Raw genomic sequence first — 14,381 nt, 5'->3', positions numbered from 1 at the left:
GAAGCGGATACAAAGAGCGCAGCGGATGCGCGGGCCCGGCTGCCGGGTGAGTAAAGGCGAACAATATGGTCTGGCGTAGTTTCTGGCTCCTGGGAATGCAATTGGCGGGCGGTGGCCTTGGGTGGTGGCTGGGCCATGTCCAGGGCGCCTTGATGGGCGTGCTGCTGGGCAGCTGGCTGTGGTTTGCCGCCGACAGCTGGACCGCATCGCGCCTGCTGGCCTGGTTGCGCCGTGCCGATCTGGGAAGCGCGCCTGCGCTGATGGGCCTGTGGGGTGAAGTGGGCGACCGGACCCGGCGCTGGCTGCGTCTGCAAAGCCAGCAAACCCAGGCCAGCGACGAGCGGCTCAACGACATCCTGTCGGCCATGCAGGCCAGCCCCAGCGCGGTGGTGCTGCTCGATGAGCAGGGGCGCATCGAATGGTGCAACCAGATAGCGATGCGCCATTTCGGCTTTGACGCCGAGCGCGACCGGCTGCAGCTGATCGGCAACCTGGTGCGTGACCCAGGCTTCAGCACCTACTTCAGTGCACAGAATTACGCCCAGGACGTGGTGCTCCAGGGCCGTGAAAGCACGCCTTCGCGTCCCGTGCGCCTGTCGGTGCAGCTGTATCCGTACGGCGACGGGCGGCGCCTGCTGCTGGCACGCGATGTGACGGCGCAGGAGCAGGCCGAGGCCATGCGCCGCGACTTCGTGGCCAATGTCTCGCACGAAATCCGCACGCCGCTCACGGTGCTGGCCGGCTTTGTCGAAACCCTGCAGACCCTGCAGTTGCCCGAGGAAGAGCGCAGCCGCTATCTGGCCTTGATGGCCCAGCAGGCGTCGCGCATGCAGCACCTGGTCGAGGACCTGCTGGCCTTGTCGCGCCTCGAAGGCAGCCCCTTGCCGGGCTTGACGCAGTGGACGTCGGTGGCCTTGCTGCTGCGCCAGTGCGAAGACGAGGCCCGCGGCCTGTCGGTGGCGCTGACCCGTCAGCAGGGCCGGCCCCATCTGATCGAATTTCCGCAGGCGCAGGACCTGGGCGAGATCGCCGGGGCGTCCATGGAATTGCAAAGCGCTTTTTCCAATCTGCTGGCCAATGCCTTGCGCTATACGCCGGCCGGCAAGCAGGTGAGCGTGGGCTGGCAGCAGCATGCCGATGGCAGCGCCACGTTTTCGGTGCAGGACACGGGGCCGGGCATCGAGCCCACGCACCTGGCGCGCCTGACCGAGCGCTTTTACCGGGTCGACCGCAGCCGCTCGCGCGATACCGGCGGCACGGGTCTGGGGCTGGCCATCGTCAAGCATGTGCTGCAGCGCCACGGCGCGACGCTCGAAGTGCGCAGCACCGTGGGCAGTGGCTCGGTGTTTTCGGTCACTTTCCCGGCCGTGCGCCTGCGCCGGTCGCCTGCGTCGGGCGATGTCAATGCGCCGGCTGACGGCGCTTCATGAAATCGGTGCGGGCTGGGCGCTGTGCGCGCGCAGCGTGCGCCACAGCAGGGCGCTGAAGGCCAGGGCGGTGATGCCCAGGGCTGCGGCGCTCATGGCCCAGAAAGGCGCGGGCGTGGGCGTGCCGCTCCAGGGCCCCTGGCCGCCATAGGCCAGCCAGTAGCCGCCGGCCAGACCGCCGCCCCACAGCAACAGGCAATAGGTCAGCAGCGGCGCGACCGTGATGCGGTAGCAGCGCAGCACGAAAATGCAGAAGGTCTGTATGGAGTCGGCCGCGTGGTAGGCCGCAACCCACAGCAGCAGCGAGGCCGTGAGGGCCGCGACCTGGGCGTCGCTGGTATAGACGGCCGCCAGATGGTGGCGGCTGAGCAGCAGCAGGGCCGTCAGCAGCAGGCCCATCAAGGCGGCCAGGCGCCATCCCAGCAGCACCAGCTGCCGGGCCTTCAACTCATTGCCCGCGCCACGCCACCAGCTCACGCGGGCGCTGGTGGCAATGGCCAGCGACAGCGGCACCATGTAGCAGACGGCGGCCAGGTTGGCGGCGATCTGGTGGCTGGCCGCTGCCAGGTTGCCCTGGCGCGCGACGAACAAGGCCATCAAGGTGAAGGAAGTCACTTCCACCAGGATGGCCAGGCCCGCGGGCAGGCCCAGGCGCAGGAAATGGCCGAGCTGGGCCCGGTCGGGTCGCTCCATGCGCTGCCACAGCTGCAAGGGGTTGTAGAGCGCCTGCGTGCGCATCAGCCACAGACCCAGGCCCAGTAGGGTGTAGTTCACCAGCAGCGTGGCCCAGGCACAGCCGGCCACGCCCAGGGCAGGCAGACCCGCGCCGCCGAAAGTGAACCAGATCGACAGGGGCAGCTTGAGCACCAGCGCGGCCACCTGCAGCCAGGTCACCAGCTGGGGCCGGCCCAGCGACTGGTTGAGCGTGCTGTAGACGCGAAACAGCACCGCCGGAGGCAGGGCCCAGGCCAGGATGGCCAGGTAGTCGCGCACATCGGCCTGCAAGGCCTGGGGCACGTCGGTCCAGCGCAGCAGCGCGTCGGGCGACAGCAAAGTGGTCATGCCGACCACGCAAATGCCCAGGCACAGGTACATGGACTGGCGCAGGGAGCGGCCCATGGCCGGCAGCTGGCCCGCGCCGCGCTGCTCGGACCACAGCGGCAGCAAGGCCTGGAGAATGCCCATCAGCGAGATGTACACGCTGACGAACACCGCCGAGCCCACAGACAGCGCGGCCAGCGCCGCCGGCGAGTAGCGGCCGGCCACGATGGTGTCGGTCACGCCGAAGGCCATGATGGCCAGCTGACCCGCCAGCACCGTCAGGGCGTGGCGGGCAATGATGGACAGCTCGGACATCAGCGCCCCGGGCGCTTGCGCAGCACCAGCAACTGGTCGTTCCTGTCCGTGGGGCGGGCAATGCGGGCCACGGGCTCCCAGCCGCGTTTGAGGACCTGGGATTGGGTCGCTTCCCACATCTGGGCATCGGCCACCAGCCAGTCGCAGGGGCGGCGCACTTCGCTGGTGGTGGAGATCTGCGCGGTCGTGAACTGGCCGTGGAATTCCAGTGCCGTGAGTTGGGCGCGATTGAGCCCATAGGTCGCGATACAGCGTGGTGCGGGGCTGCCGATGGCGGTGACCACCTGCTGGACTTGCGGCGCGTAGCTGCGCGCGTAGTCGAGCAGGGGCAGCCACAAGGTCATCAACAGCAGCCAGCCCAGCGTGGCACCGCCGGCTGGAAGCACCAGGGTCTTCCAGATGGCGGGGCGGTTGCGCGAAGTGCGCCAGACCACCAGCGCGCACCAGGCGATGGTGGCCGCCAGTGCCACGCCGAAGGCGAGCAGCGAGAACTCCGGCACGAAGCCGGGCGTCAGCTTGGCCACATTGGCGGCCGGCTTGGCGGGAAAGCCGGTTTGCATGGCCAGCCAGATCACCCAGATACCGATGGCCGAAGCGCTGAAGAACAGCAGGGTGAACCAGTCGATCAGCGCGCCTATGCTGCGCCGCAGCGTGGGCAGGGCAAAGGCAGCCAGCGTGGCGATGGCCGGCAGTCCGGGCAGCAAGGCCCGGTCAGCAGGCTGGGTGCAAAAGGTCGCGGCCACGGCCAGGCCGCCAAACCAGATCGGCAGCACCAGGTGGCGGTGCATCATGGGGTGGGCAATCTGCTTGCGCCAGCGCCACAGCGTCCACAAGGCCAGCGGCCAGGCGGGCCAGCTGAACCACAGCAGCAGGCGCAGCAGGCTGGCCCATTCCGGGCTGCCCAAGGCCGGGGGCGCAATGCGCCACAGCCAGAGATTGAGGGCCGTGGCGAGCAGGCCGGCGAGCAGCGTGCCGGCCAGCCAGGCCAGGGCCCAGCCGCGTGACCCGCGCCCGGCTTCGACCGGCGACAGCCAGGCCAGCGCCGCGCAGCCCAGGCCCATCATCACGGCCATGCTGGGCGCACCGCTGAGCACCAGGCCGGTCAGACCCAGCAGCATCGCCACCGCTGGTATCCAGCGGTAATAGGGCATGGACGCGGCCGCGAAAAATACCAGCGTGGTGCAGGCCAGCTGGGGGACATAGCTGGTGGTCTCGTGCGACAGCTGGGCCAGACCCAGGCTGGCAATCAGGGCCAGCAGGCCGCCGTCCGCCATCGCGCGGGCGTAGTCGACGGGCTTGGCCTCGCCGCCAAAGGCAAACGCCACGGGCTGGGCACCGGGGCTGCGGGCCAGGCAATACACGCCCCACCAGGTGGCGGCCATGCTCAGGGCCAGCAGCAGCATGAACGGCAGGCGCACGGCCATGTCCGCGGGCAGGGCGCTTGGGGCCAGATGCAGCGCCCAGGCGCCCAGCCAATAGGGCAGCAGGCCTTCGGTCTGCGGCGGCATGCCGCCGAGCAGCGGTGACATCCAGTCGGTGCTGCCATCGAACAGCGCCAGCATGTAGCCGAACGCGGTGATGTCGGCATTTCTCCAGGGCGCGCGCCCCACGAAGCCCGGCACGATATAGGCCAGGCACAGCAAAACGAGCGCCCAGCGCGGCAGGGTGCGCACGGCCTGTTGCGAAACGATGGCGGGGATAGGTTGGTTCACACGACGTAATGGCGACAAGGGAGATGGCAAGAATACGCGAAGCTGAGCGATTCAGGCGGACCAGGGACAGGCGCATGGGCGCGAAAAAAAAAGCCCCCACACTTGCTCGCTTCGCGTAGCTGCGCTGCCCCCAAGGGGGCGTTGGCCCGGCGGTAAAAAAAAGGCAGCCTGGTTGCCCAGGCTGCCTTTGGCACGGTGCGACAAGTATTACTTGGCTGCAGTCTTGCCGAAACGGTTGCGGAAGCGCTCGACGCGGCCGCCCATGTTGTCGACCGACTTTTGCGTGCCGGTGTAGAAGGGGTGCGATTCGCTCGAAGTGTCCAGCTTGAACATAGGCAGTTCGCGGCCGTCTTCGGTGGTGCCCATTTCCTTCGTGTTTGCGCACGAACGGGTCACGAACTTGAAGCCGTTGGACAGGTCAACGAACAGCACTTCGCGGTAGTTGGGGTGGATTCCTTGTTTCATGATCTTCCTTAGGTCAAGTGCGGTAGCCGTGTCCAACCCATTGCAACCTCTGCAACGGTTCAAATTGAACGTACTTTCCGCAATCAAAAAAGCCCCCGAGTATACCTCGGAGGCTTGATCAGCGCGCAGGCCTAGGCCCTAGGCCGGCACTGGAGATTTCGCATCAACCGCCGCGACGCATCATGTCGAAGAAGTCGTTGTTGGTCTTGGTGGCCTTCATGTTCTTGATCATCAGCTCCATGGCTTCGATGTCATCCATGTTGTACATGAACTGGCGCAGGATGCGCGTCTTGTTCAGGATTTCAGGCGACAGCAGCAACTCTTCGCGGCGCGTGCCGCTCTTGTTGAGTTCGATGGCCGGGAACACGCGCTTCTCGTAGAGGCGGCGGTTCAGGTGCAGTTCGCTATTGCCCGTGCCCTTGAATTCTTCAAAGATCACTTCGTCCATGCGGCTGCCGGTGTCGACCAGGGCCGTGGCGATGATGGTCAGCGAGCCGCCTTCTTCGACATTGCGGGCCGCGCCGAAGAAGCGCTTGGGGCGCTGCATGGCGTTGGAATCCATACCGCCCGACAGCACCTTGCCCGACGAGGGCACGACGTTGTTGTAGGCGCGGGCCAGACGGGTGATCGAGTCCAGCAGGATCACGACGTCTTTCTTGAGCTCGACCAGGCGCTTGGCGCGCTCGATCACCATCTCGGCCACGTGCACGTGGCGCGTGGCGGGCTCGTCAAACGTCGAGGCAATGATTTCGCCCTTGACCGAGCGCTGCATTTCCGTGACTTCTTCAGGGCGCTCGTCGACCAGCAGCACCATCATGTGCACGTCCGGATGGTTGGCCGTGATGGCGTGGGCGATGTTCTGCATCATCACCGTCTTGCCGCTCTTGGGCGGTGCGACGATCAGGGCGCGTTGGCCGCGGCCGATGGGCGCAATGATGTCGATGATGCGACCGGTGATGTTTTCCTCGGTCTTGAGTTCGCGTTCCAGGCGCAGCTGTTCCTTGGGGAACAGGGGCGTCAGGTTCTCGAACATGACCTTGTGCTTGTTCTGCTCGGGCGGGCCGCCATTGACCTTGTCGAGCTTGGTCAGTGCGAAATAACGCTCGCCATCCTTGGGCGTGCGCACTTCGCCTTCGATCATGTCGCCGGTGTGCAGATTGAAGCGACGTACCTGGCTGGGCGAGATGTAGATATCGTCCGTGCTGGCGGTGTAGCTGGTGTCGGGACTGCGCAGAAAGCCGAAGCCGTCGGGCAGGATTTCAAGCACGCCGTCGGCAAATACTTGTTCGCCGGCTTTGGCGCGTTTCTTGATGATGGCAAACATGATTTCCTGTTTGCGCATCCGGCCAACGTTCTCGATCTCGAGCTCTTCGGCCTGCTTCAAGACTTCAGACACGTGCTGTGCCTTGAGTTCATTAAGGTGCATGGGGTTACTCCTTGGCGGAGTTAGTGGAATCAGGAATGAGGCGGAAGGCTGGGCGATACACGTGGTCGTGTGCCCAGCTTGCCTAAGGATCTCGAAACGGCCGTCGATGCAGTGGGCCGGTGATCTGAGCAGATTATGACAGGAAAAAAATCTGCGGGTCTGAAATGTGCGGTGAGCAGTGGTGATAGCTGCTGCGGGCGATGATTTCCGGGCGGGGGTGCGGTGCCCGGAAACCAGAGGGGGGTCAGGCCAGTTGCTCGTCCAGGAAGGCCGTGAGTTGGGCCTTGCTCAGCGCGCCGACCTTGGTGGCAGCCAGTTCGCCGTTCTTGAACAGCATCAGGGTAGGGATGCCGCGGATGCCGAACTTGGCGGGGATTTCGCGATTTTCATCGACATTCATTTTGGCGATGGTGACCTTGCCCTGATAGATGCCCGCGACTTCGTCGAGGATGGGGGCGATCATCTTGCAGGGGCCGCACCATTCTGCCCAGTAATCCACCAGCACCGTAGTGCCAGCTTGCAGCACTTCGGCTTCGAAGGAGGCGTCGGAGAGGTGTTTGATGAGGGCGCTAGCCATGGCGGGTTCCTTGGGTTGGTTGGCTGAATAAGGCGAAGGTTCGCTGATTAGTGATGGATTGTGACAGAAACACATCTCCAGTCAGCAGGTGTGGGCGACACTTGGTGCTATGACTGTCATAGCGTAAAACGATGAGAATGCTGCTTGTATTTGGCCCGCCAATGCCCTGGGGTCATGGTCGCCAGCGAGCGGGCAGGTATCCTGCCGCACCCTGCGGCGCTGTGCGCCCCATGTGCCGGGTCTGGCCGGCACCGATTTGTTTATAGAGGAATTCCTGAATGACTGAAGTCTCCACCATCTGCGCGCCACTGGACTGCGAAGTCGCCATCGTCGGCGGCGGGCCGGCCGGATTGATGGCGGCCCAGCGCCTGGCGCAAGCCGGTGTGAGCGTCCACCTGTTTGATGCCATGCCTTCGGTAGGGCGCAAATTTCTGCTGGCCGGCAAAGGCGGCCTGAACCTGACCCATTCGGAGCCGGCGCCGCTGTTCGCCGGGCGCTTTGGCGCGCGGCGCGCACAGATCGAACCCATGCTGCAGGCTTTTGGTGCCGAGCAGGTGGCGGCCTGGTCCGCCGCCTTGGGCGTGGAGACTTTCGTCGGCACGTCGGGTCGGGTGTTTCCCCTGGGTATGAAGGCCGCGCCGTTGTTGCGCGCCTGGCTGGTGCAGTTGCGCGGCCTGGGCGTGGTGTTCCACACCCGCCACCGCTGGCTGGGCTGGAATGCGGACGGCGCGATGCGCTTTGCCGCGCCGGCCGGTGAAGTGCTGGTGCGCGCGCAAGCCACGGTGCTGGCCCTGGGCGGCGCCAGCTGGCCGCGCCTGGGTTCGGACGGCGTCTGGGCGCAGTGGCTGCAGGCACGGGGCGTGGTTGTGGCACCGCTGCAGCCGGCCAATTGCGGCTTCGACGTGCTGGGCGTGCCCGTGGGCAAGCTGGAGACGCGGCGTGAGTTCCTGCGTGAACTGCTGGGACAGCCGCCGGCCGCGGCCAGCGGCTGGACGCCGCATTTCCAGCAGCGCTTTGCCGGCCAGCCGATCAAGTCCGTGGGCCTGTCGTTTGTCGATAGCCAGGGCCACAGCTTTGTGCGCCGCGGTGAATTCGTGGTCACGGAAACCGGTGTGGAAGGCAGCCTGATCTATGCCGCTTCGCAATGGCTGCGTGACGAAATCGCCGCCCAGGGCCATGCGACTTTCCATCTGGACCTGTTGCCCGAGCACGACGCTGCGCGGGTGCTGGTCGAAATACGCCATCCGCGCGGCTCGCGCAGCCTCAGCAGCCACCTCAAGAGCCGCTTGAACATCGATGGCGTGAAGATGGGTCTGCTGTATGAAGTGCTGGGGCGCGATGGCGTCAACGACACCGTGGCCCTGGCCCAGGCCATCAAGGCCTTGCCGGTGACCTTGTCCAAGGCGCGTCCGGTCAGCGAAGCCATCAGCACCGCGGGCGGCGTGGCTTTCGAGGCGCTGGATGCCAACGGCATGCTCACCGCCGTTCCCGGCGTTTTCTGTGCCGGCGAAATGCTGGACTGGGAAGCACCCACGGGCGGTTATCTGCTCACCGCCTGCCTGGCCAGCGGCGTGCAGACGGCGCAGGGTGTCCAGCAGTTCCTGCGCCCCGAGCAGGCCGCGGCGCAATAAGATGAATGCCCTCGGGTCGCGTGAGCGGCCCGAAGGCATGCACAGCAGGGCCGGGCGACGCATGCGCAAGCCTGAGGGCGTTTGTCTTTGGGTGTGGGAGTGACCGTGCCCGTCGCGCAGCATGGCGCGGGGGCTGCCCCGGTCTGGGCGAAGACTTCTGCGAACGCAGAAATCTTGAAGAAGAAGTTGACGAGCCTTACCCCCGGCACTGACTCTACAGTTAGGGCTGCTTGGTTCCCCACCTGACCCGGTTGGCTGCTTCACCATGCGGGGAGGCCCGTCACTGGCGATTGTACCGCAGACGCAAGCGCCTATTTTCAAAAAGCCGTGGACTGGCCTGGGCCTATCCACGGCGGTAGACGAATCACACCTTGAAAGCGCTGAGCGAGCGGGTCAGCTGGGCTGCCTGGATTTCCAGCGACTGGGTGGCCGCCGAAGACTCTTCGACCAGGGCGGCGTTCTGCTGCGTCATCTGGTCCATTTGCGTCACGGCCTGGTTGACCTGCTCGAGCCCGGCCATCTGCTCATGGCTGGCATGGCTGATTTCACCGACCAGATCGGTGACTTTCTGCACGCCCTGGACCACCTTGTCCATGGTGTTTCCGGCCTGCTCGACCAGGCGGCTGCCGGTGGCAATGCGCTGCGCCGAAGCGTCGATCAAGCCCTTGATTTCCTTGGCGGCGTTGGCGCAGCTTTGTGCCAGGCTGCGCACGTCGCCCGCGACCACGGCAAAGCCACGGCCTTGTTCGCCGGCGCGCGCGGCTTCCACGGCCGCGTTGAGCGCGAGGATGTTGGTCTGGAACGCGATCTTGTCGATCACGCCGATGATGTCTTCGATGCGGCGCGAGGTCTGCAGGATGTCGGCCATGGTGCGCACCACCTGGTTGACCGATTCGCCGCCTTGCGTTGCCAGGGTCGAGGTCTGCTGCGCGAGTTCATTGGCCTGGCGGGCGCTGGCGGCGTTGTTGCGCACCGTGGAGGTCAGCTCTTCCATCGAGGCCGCGGTCTGCTCCAGCGAGCTGGCCTGTTCCTCGGTGCGGCCCGACAGGTCCAGGTTGCCCGAAGCGATTTGCGTGGCGGCCGTCGCTACCGCGTGGCTGCCCTCGCGGGCTTCGGTGACCAGGCTGCGCAGATTGGCTTGCATGGTGGCCAGCGACTGCATCAGCTGCGCGGTTTCGTCCTTGCCGCTCAGGATGGCTGGGTCGATGCGGGCGTTGAGCTTGCCGTCGGCGACTTCGTCGGCCACTTTCACGGCGGCCCGCAGGGGGCGCACGATGCCCAGATTCAGCCCCGTGGCGATGAGCGCGCCCAGGCCCATGATCAGCACGCTCAGCAGCAGCAGCAGGCTGCGGCTGTGTTGGTAGGTGCGCTCGATGGCGGCGGCCGTGGTGTCGATGTCCTGGCGCTGCAGTTCGAGCAAGGCCTTGATGCTGTCCACATAGGCCTTGGTGCGGGGCGCATAGCTGCTGTTGAAGATGGCGTCGGCATCGTCGACCCGGCCTTCGTCCTTGGCTTTGGTGACTTCGGCCCGCGCGGCGTTGTAGCTGTCGCGGTTCTGGCTGGCCTTGGCAAAGAGATCGCGCTCGGCGGGGGTGCTGATCAGCGGCTCGAAGCGCTTGAGCAGTTGGCCGGAGTCGGCCGAAGACTTGCGTGCGGTCTCGGCAAAGTAGCGGCCAAGCTCGGCGTCGGGGCTGCGCACAATGGCCGTGGTGCGCTGCGAACCGGACAGCACCAGGGCGTACCAGTCGGCAATCAGGCGTTCTTTGGCGAGCGGGCTGTCCATCATGGCGCGTGTTTGCTGCGCCACGCTGGACAGCTGCAGCAGGCTTACCGCCAGTCCGACAATGGTCAGCAGCAGGATGGCTGCAAAGCCCAGGGCAATACGCTGCCCGATTTTCAAGGAAGAAAAACGCATTAAAAACTCAGACGGATGTAGGGGTAATTGTGGATGGACAGTTCTTGTAAAAACTGCTTACTAATGATAAACCCTGTATCAAATTTATTGAATGGGCCTGCTGTTCAACCCTAGCCCTTGGCCCCCGTAGAATCACCGCCATGTCTTATCTCGTGCTCGCCCGTAAATACCGTCCCCGCAATTTCTCCGAAATGGTGGGGCAAGAGCACGTGGTGCAAGCCTTGTCGAATGCGTTGACCCAGCAGCGTCTGCACCACGCCTACCTGTTCACAGGCACGCGCGGCGTGGGCAAGACCACGGTCTCGCGCATTCTGGCCAAGTCGCTCAACTGCCAGGGCACCGACGGCCTGGGCGGCATCACGGCCACGCCCTGCGGTGTCTGCGCCGCCTGTACGGAAATCGACAGCGGTCGCTTTCCCGACTACACCGAGCTGGATGCGGCTTCCAACCGGGGCGTGGACGAAGTCCAGAGCCTGCTGGAGCAGGCGGTCTACAAGCCGGTGCAAGGGCGCTTCAAAGTCTTCATGATCGACGAAGTCCACATGCTCACGAACACGGCGTTCAACGCCATGCTCAAGACGCTGGAAGAGCCGCCGGAATACCTGAAGTTCGTTCTGGCCACGACCGATCCGCAGAAAGTGCCGATGACGGTGCTGTCGCGCTGTCTGCAGTTCAATCTGCGGCCCATGGCGCCGGAAACCGTGCTCGACCATCTGGGTCAGGTGCTGGCCGCGGAAAACGTGCCGGCCGAGCCCCAGGCCTTGCGCCTGCTGGCGCGCGCGGCGCGTGGCTCCATGCGTGACGCACTGTCGCTGACCGACCAGGCGATTGCTTTCGGCAGCGGCCAGTTGCTCGAAGCCGGCGTGCGGCAGATGCTGGGCAGCGTGGACCGCTCCTATGTCTTTCGCCTGATCGCCGCATTGGCACAGGGCGACGGCCGCACCGTGGTGGAAACCGCGGACGCGCTGCGCGTGAACGGCCTGTCGGCCGCTTCGACGCTCGAGGAAATGGGCGCCGTGCTGCAACGCATGGCCGTGCTGCAGGCTGTGCCCCAGATGGCGCAGGCCCAGGATGCCAGCGACCCTGAAAGCGCGGAAATCGCGCGCCTGGCCGAAGCCATGCCGGCCGACGAAACCCAGCTGCTCTACAGCATCTGCCTGCACGGACGCGCGGAGCTGGGACTGGCCCCGGATGAATACGCGGCGCTGACCATGGCCTTGCTGCGCTTGCTGGCCTTCAAGGCCCCGGCTGAAAAAAAAACTCTAGCGATTGCTGAAACGCCTGTTTCGGCAGCGCCTGCGGCTGTGCCCGCACCTGCTGCCCCGGCGCGCGCACCTGCTGCCCCGGTGGCCGCGCCCGTCGCGCCGCCGGCCCCGGTCGCTCCCGCGCCTGTAGCCCCAGCGCCCACCCGCCCACCTGTGGCGCAGGTAGCTGCGCCCGCACCCCTTCGCCCGCCGGTGGCCGCGCCCGCTCCCGTACCGGCTCCCGCGCCGCGCCAGGCCCCTGTCGCCGCTCCCGCGCCCATCGCCGCGAAAGCGGAGCGCGAGGACATAGGCATGGATGCCGTGGGCTTTGCGCCCATGGAGGTGCCGCCCTGGGAATCCTTGCCCGGTGAAATCGATCAGGGTTTTGCCGAGACGCAGATGCCGGCTCCAGCTCCCGCACCGGAACCCGCGCCGGAACCCGTGCCGGAACCCGTGCCGGCGCCCGCGCGCAGCGCCTGGACGCCTTCCGATCCTTCGGGCGAGCCCGTGCAGACCACGCCCGAAGGCGATCGCTGGTTCGCGGCCGTGCAGCAGCTGATCGCCAACGAAGCCATCACCGCGCTGGTGCGCGAGCTGGCCTTGCAGTCGGAATTGCTGAGCCGCGAGGGCGACCACTGGATGCTGCGCGTGCAGCGCCAATCGCTGAACCAGGCGACGGCGCGCGAGCGGCTGCGTGCAGCGCTGGCCGAGGCCGGCCACGCCCAGCAGCTGAGCGTGGAGATCGGCCCGGTCTCGGACACGCCCGCGCGGCGCAATGCGGCCGCGGCGGCCCAACGCCAGCGCTTGGCCGAAGAAATCGTGATGAACGATCCCCTGGTACAAACATTGATGCGCGAGCATGGCGCGCGCGTCGTGCCGGGTAGTATCAAACCTGCTTAAACACTTTCTCAAAAAGGAAAAATCATGTTCAACAAAGGACAACTCGCCGGACTCATGAAGCAGGCCCAGGCCATGCAGGACAACCTCAAGAAGGCCCAGGATGAACTGGGCAATGTCGAGGTCGAAGGCGAGTCGGGTGCCGGTCTGGTCAAAGTGCTGATGACTTGCAAGCACGACGTCAAGCGCGTGACCATCGATCCCAGCCTGCTGGCCGAAGACAAGGACATGCTCGAAGACCTGGTGGCTGCCGCGTTCAACGCTGCCGTGCGCAAGGCCGAGGAAACTTCGCAGGAAAAAATGGGCAAGCTCACCGCGGGCATGCCCGGCCTGCCAGGCGGCATGAAGTTCCCATTCTGATGCCACGCGCGGCCGGCGACCGCTGCTGCCGGCCGACACAGCGACCTGCCTGCCGAGGGCAGGTCGCTTTTTTATGCCTTGCCCAAGGATGAAGCTCCATGACCACCCCAGATGCCCACCCGCTCGATGATTTGATCCAGGCCTTGCGCCGCCTGCCTGGGGTGGGCGTGAAGTCGGCCCAGCGCATGGCCTTCCATTTGTTGCAGCGTGACCGCGAAGGCGCGGCCACGCTCGCGCGGGCGCTGGACACGGCTGTGCAGTCGGTGCAGCATTGCACGCAGTGCCATACGTTCACCGTGGGGCGGCTGTGCGCCATCTGCCAGGACGAAGGGCGCGATGCGGCACGCCTTTGTGTGGTGGAAACGCCGGCCGATCTGGCGGCGATGGAGCGCACCGGTGCCTACCAGGGCCGGTACTACGTGCTCATGGGCCGCCTGTCGCCGCTCGATGGCGTGGGGCCGCGCGATATCGGTCTGGGCGATCTGCTGGCCCGCGCGTCCCAGGGCGTGGTGCAGGAAGTGATTCTGGCGACCAGTTTCACGGCCGAAGGCGAGGCCACGGCGCATGCGATCAGCGAGGCGCTCAAGAGCCGGGGCGTACACGTGACGCGCCTGGCGCGTGGTGTGCCCATTGGCAGCGAACTCGAGTATGTGGACCTGGGCACGATAGCCCACGCACTGAGCGATAGACGCTGAAATTGAAGACCCCCTGAGCCGCTTACGCGGCTTCCCCCTCTCATCCTGCGGTGGAGGGGGACGGCACCGTCGCTGCGGGGCGGCCCTTGCTCGGTGCCCCTGGGCTGGGACATGCCAGTTGCAAGGCTGCGGGCCGTACCATGGATAACTGATATGAACTTTGAAATGGTCTTTGAAAGACTGTAGACAGGAGCCATGCCATGAACACCTCATCCGCTCATTTCACCGTCGCCTACTGGTGCGTGCTGATCGCCGTGCTGCTGCCCATGGTCTGCGCCTACCTGGCCAAGAGCGGTGGCTTCGGCCGTCCGCCCCAGCAGGGGGGCTTTGACAACCATGCGCCGCGCGCCTGGCTGCAGCAGCAGACCGGATTCCAGGCACGGGCCAATGCGGCCCAGGCCAACAGCTTCGAAGCCCTGCCGTTCTTCATCGGCGCCGTGGTGATCGCTCACCAGTTGGGCGCGCAGCAGACCTGGCTGGACCTGTTGGCCTTGCTGTTCGTGTTGCTGCGGGGTTTTTACATCCTGATGTACGTGGCCGACATGGCCATGGCGCGCAGCTGCGTTTGGGCGGCCGCATTCTTTGTGAATATGGCCATCCTGTTCGTCGGCTATTGAATGAGGCACCCCCTGAGCCGCTGACGCGACTTCCCCCTCTCATCCTTCGGTGGAGGGGG

At 65.6% G+C, this 14,381-nt stretch carries 12 protein-coding genes and 1 other RNA gene; 6 read left to right on the top strand and 7 right to left on the bottom strand.

Annotation, left to right across the window (positions count from 1 at the left end; genetic code table 11):
- Positions 1 to 65 precede the first annotated feature (65 nt).
- On the top strand, positions 66 to 1,430 hold the full coding sequence (phoR, locus tag N0K08_RS00590) for a phosphate regulon sensor histidine kinase PhoR (protein WP_261498051.1): 1,365 nt from the start codon (positions 66 to 68) through the stop codon (positions 1,428 to 1,430).
- Here phoR and N0K08_RS00585 read toward each other — a convergent pair.
- From N0K08_RS00585 to trxA, 5 genes are all read right to left on the bottom strand, one after another.
- The gene (locus N0K08_RS00585) at positions 1,425 to 2,783 is read right to left on the bottom strand and encodes an MATE family efflux transporter (protein WP_261498050.1); all 1,359 of its coding nucleotides are present in this window, start codon (positions 2,781 to 2,783) and stop codon (positions 1,425 to 1,427) included. The genes phoR and N0K08_RS00585 overlap by 6 nt on opposite strands.
- Positions 2,783 to 4,495, bottom strand: a complete 1,713-nt coding sequence (locus N0K08_RS00580; RefSeq protein WP_261498049.1) for a hypothetical protein — start codon at positions 4,493 to 4,495, stop codon at positions 2,783 to 2,785. Before N0K08_RS00580 ends, N0K08_RS00585 begins: the two co-directional genes overlap by 1 nt.
- A gap of 207 nt (positions 4,496 to 4,702) precedes the next feature.
- Positions 4,703 to 4,960 (bottom strand): type B 50S ribosomal protein L31, encoded by a 258-nt coding sequence (locus N0K08_RS00575; RefSeq protein ID WP_261498048.1) that lies wholly within the window; start codon positions 4,958 to 4,960, stop codon positions 4,703 to 4,705.
- Positions 4,961 to 5,123: 163 nt separating this feature from the next.
- A complete protein-coding gene (gene rho / locus N0K08_RS00570; protein ID WP_261498047.1) occupies positions 5,124 to 6,386 on the bottom strand; it encodes a transcription termination factor Rho in 1,263 nt (420 codons plus the stop codon).
- A 244-nt stretch (positions 6,387 to 6,630) separates the two neighbouring features.
- On the bottom strand, positions 6,631 to 6,963 hold the full coding sequence (trxA, locus tag N0K08_RS00565; protein WP_261498046.1) for a thioredoxin TrxA: 333 nt from the start codon (positions 6,961 to 6,963) through the stop codon (positions 6,631 to 6,633).
- Between the two features lie 278 nt (positions 6,964 to 7,241).
- Between trxA and N0K08_RS00560 the strand changes: the two genes are divergently transcribed.
- A complete protein-coding gene (locus tag N0K08_RS00560) occupies positions 7,242 to 8,594 on the top strand; it encodes a TIGR03862 family flavoprotein (RefSeq protein ID WP_261498045.1) in 1,353 nt (450 codons plus the stop codon).
- A gap of 185 nt (positions 8,595 to 8,779) precedes the next feature.
- Here the strand turns inward: N0K08_RS00560 and ffs are convergent.
- Positions 8,780 to 8,876: signal recognition particle sRNA small type (ffs, locus tag N0K08_RS00555), an RNA gene on the bottom strand.
- 82 nt (positions 8,877 to 8,958) lie between these two features.
- Positions 8,959 to 10,509, bottom strand: coding sequence for a methyl-accepting chemotaxis protein (locus N0K08_RS00550; RefSeq protein ID WP_261498044.1), 1,551 nt, complete (start codon positions 10,507 to 10,509; stop codon positions 8,959 to 8,961).
- 140 nt (positions 10,510 to 10,649) lie between these two features.
- Between N0K08_RS00550 and dnaX the strand changes: the two genes are divergently transcribed.
- The 4 genes from dnaX to N0K08_RS00530 all read left to right on the top strand — a co-directional run bounded on the left by dnaX (position 10,650) and on the right by N0K08_RS00530 (position 14,322).
- On the top strand, positions 10,650 to 12,653 hold the full coding sequence (gene dnaX, locus N0K08_RS00545; protein WP_261498043.1) for a DNA polymerase III subunit gamma/tau: 2,004 nt from the start codon (positions 10,650 to 10,652) through the stop codon (positions 12,651 to 12,653).
- Between the two features lie 24 nt (positions 12,654 to 12,677).
- Positions 12,678 to 13,010 (top strand): YbaB/EbfC family nucleoid-associated protein, encoded by a 333-nt coding sequence (locus N0K08_RS00540; RefSeq protein ID WP_231044322.1) that lies wholly within the window; start codon positions 12,678 to 12,680, stop codon positions 13,008 to 13,010.
- A gap of 98 nt (positions 13,011 to 13,108) precedes the next feature.
- Positions 13,109 to 13,705 (top strand): recombination mediator RecR, encoded by a 597-nt coding sequence (gene recR / locus N0K08_RS00535; protein ID WP_261498042.1) that lies wholly within the window; start codon positions 13,109 to 13,111, stop codon positions 13,703 to 13,705.
- 200 nt (positions 13,706 to 13,905) lie between these two features.
- Entirely contained in the window at positions 13,906 to 14,322 is a 417-nt protein-coding gene (locus tag N0K08_RS00530) for an MAPEG family protein (RefSeq protein ID WP_261498041.1), read from the top strand.
- Positions 14,323 to 14,381 lie beyond the last annotated feature (59 nt).

It is taken from the genome of Acidovorax bellezanensis, from assembly GCF_025421555.1.
In the GTDB taxonomy this organism is placed as follows: domain Bacteria; phylum Pseudomonadota; class Gammaproteobacteria; order Burkholderiales; family Burkholderiaceae_C; genus Comamonas; species Comamonas bellezanensis.
The sequence above is the reverse complement of the archived record's forward strand: the minus strand, read 5'-3'. Positions and strand labels throughout refer to the sequence as shown.

Excerpts from the sequence above, each read along its gene's own strand:
- phoR (WP_261498051.1), top strand. The coding sequence starts at position 66 with ATGGTCTGGCGTAGTTTCTGGCTCCTGGGAATGCAATTGGCGGGCGGT.
- N0K08_RS00585 (WP_261498050.1), bottom strand. The coding sequence starts at position 2,783 with ATGTCCGAGCTGTCCATCATTGCCCGCCACGCCCTGACGGTGCTGGCG.
- N0K08_RS00575 (WP_261498048.1), bottom strand. The coding sequence starts at position 4,960 with ATGAAACAAGGAATCCACCCCAACTACCGCGAAGTGCTGTTCGTTGAC.
- rho (WP_261498047.1), bottom strand. The coding sequence starts at position 6,386 with ATGCACCTTAATGAACTCAAGGCACAGCACGTGTCTGAAGTCTTGAAG.
- trxA (WP_261498046.1), bottom strand. The coding sequence starts at position 6,963 with ATGGCTAGCGCCCTCATCAAACACCTCTCCGACGCCTCCTTCGAAGCC.
- N0K08_RS00560 (WP_261498045.1), top strand. The coding sequence starts at position 7,242 with ATGACTGAAGTCTCCACCATCTGCGCGCCACTGGACTGCGAAGTCGCC.
- N0K08_RS00550 (WP_261498044.1), bottom strand. The coding sequence starts at position 10,509 with ATGCGTTTTTCTTCCTTGAAAATCGGGCAGCGTATTGCCCTGGGCTTT.
- dnaX (WP_261498043.1), top strand. The coding sequence starts at position 10,650 with ATGTCTTATCTCGTGCTCGCCCGTAAATACCGTCCCCGCAATTTCTCC.
- N0K08_RS00540 (WP_231044322.1), top strand. The coding sequence starts at position 12,678 with ATGTTCAACAAAGGACAACTCGCCGGACTCATGAAGCAGGCCCAGGCC.
- recR (WP_261498042.1), top strand. The coding sequence starts at position 13,109 with ATGACCACCCCAGATGCCCACCCGCTCGATGATTTGATCCAGGCCTTG.
- N0K08_RS00530 (WP_261498041.1), top strand. The coding sequence starts at position 13,906 with ATGAACACCTCATCCGCTCATTTCACCGTCGCCTACTGGTGCGTGCTG.